We start from the raw sequence: 1,745 nt of genomic DNA on the forward strand, positions 1-1,745 counted from the left end.
GGGGTGCGGGGCGGGTGCCGGTGCACCCGCCCCGCGCCTCACAGGGCGGTCATGACGTGCTTGATCCGGGTGTAGTCCTCCAGGCCGTAGGCCGACAGGTCCTTGCCGTACCCCGACTTGCCGAAGCCGCCGTGGGGCATCTCGCCCACCAACGGGATGTGGGTGTTGATCCAGACGCAGCCGAACTCCAGCGCCCGGGACATCCGCATGGCGCGGGCGTGGTCACGGGTCCACACCGAGGAGGCCAGCGCGTAGTCCACGCCGTTGGCCCATTCCACGGCCGTCGCCTCGTCCGGGAAGCGCTGCACCGTGATGACCGGCCCGAAGACCTCCTGCTGGATGATCTCGTCCTCCTGGCGCAGGCCGCTGACCACGGTCGGCGCGTACCACCAGCCGCGCTCCCCCACCCGGCGACCACCGGTCTCCACCCGGGCGTGGGCCGGCAGCCGGTCGATGAAGCCGGCGACCCGCTCCAGGTGGGAGGGGTTGTTCAGCGGACCGTAGGTGATGTCGGGGTCGTCCGGGTCACCGGTGCGCACGTCCGCCGCCGCCTTGGTGAGCGCCTCCAGGAAGGCGTCGTGGACCGACTCGTGGACCAGGACCCGGGTGGCCGCCGTGCAGTCCTGGCCGGCGTTGAAGAAGCCCGCGTCGCGGATACCCTCCACGGCGGCGTCGATGTCGGCGTCCTCGAAGACCACGCAGGGGGCCTTGCCGCCCAGTTCCAGGTGGACGCGCTTGAGGTCCCGCGCGGCCGAGGCCGCGACCTCGGTGCCCGCGCGGACCGAACCGGTGATCGAGACCATGGCCGGAACGGGGTGCTCGACCATGAGGCGACCGGTGTCACGGTCGCCGCACACCATGTTGAACACACCGCGCGGCAGGATCTCCCCGAGGATCTCGGCGATCAGCACCGCCGAGGCGGGGGTGGTGTCGGAGGGCTTGAGGACGACGGTGTTCCCGGCGGCGAGCGCCGGGGCGAACTTCCACACCGCCATCATCATCGGATAGTTCCAGGGGGCGACCTGGGCGCACACGCCCACCGGCTCCCGGCGGACGAAGGAGGTCATGCCCTCCATGTACTCGCCGGCCGACTTGCCCTCCAGCAGTCGGGCGGCCCCGGCGAAGAAGCGGATCTGCTCGAGCATCATCGGCAGTTCCTCCTGCCGGGTGAGCTCCAGGGGCTTACCGGTGTTCCGGCACTCGACCTCCAGCAGTTCGTCGGCCCGACGCTCGAAGGCGTCGGCGATCCGCAGCAGGGCGAGCTGTCGGGCGGCGGGAGTGGTGTCCCGCCACCCGGGGAAGGCGTTGGCCGCGGCCGTCATGGCCGCGTCCACGTCCGCCGCCCCCGAGAGCGGGGCGGCGGCCCAGGCGGTGCCGGTGGTCGGGTCCATGACCTCGGTGGTCCGCCCGTCCGCGGCGTCACGGAACTCCCCGTCGATGTGATTGCGCAGCCGGCGCAGCTCGGTGGTCACAACACCCTCCAGCGTCGTTCGGTCCCCGGCCCTCGTCGGCCGGGGAGTCCTCGGGATGGGCCCGTTCGGACCCACGGTAGGTCGCCCACCGGTCCCGACGACAGCCCGGCCGGCGGGAAAATCTCCGGTCTCGACCCGGAATCAACTTTTCACATTCGGCGATCGGGGGCGAAGCATGGAGAAGTTGCGGATTCCGACGACACGTTGACCGCTTCTCCCGGGTGGGGAGTGGCGGTGTCCCCCTCCCCTCCCCGCCCGGGAGAAGCGGTCAAC

General features: G+C 71.3%; 1 protein-coding gene. It reads right to left on the bottom strand.

Features of this window, described 5'->3' with window-relative positions; all coding sequences use genetic code 11:
* Positions 1-38 precede the first annotated feature (38 nt).
* Positions 39-1,472, bottom strand: coding sequence for a gamma-aminobutyraldehyde dehydrogenase (locus tag FOE67_RS24795; protein ID WP_182667054.1), 1,434 nt, complete (start codon positions 1,470-1,472; stop codon positions 39-41).
* Positions 1,473-1,745 lie beyond the last annotated feature (273 nt).

This window comes from Streptomyces calidiresistens, assembly GCF_014141525.1.
GTDB classification, from domain to species: Bacteria; Actinomycetota; Actinomycetes; order Streptomycetales; family Streptomycetaceae; genus Streptomyces; species Streptomyces calidiresistens.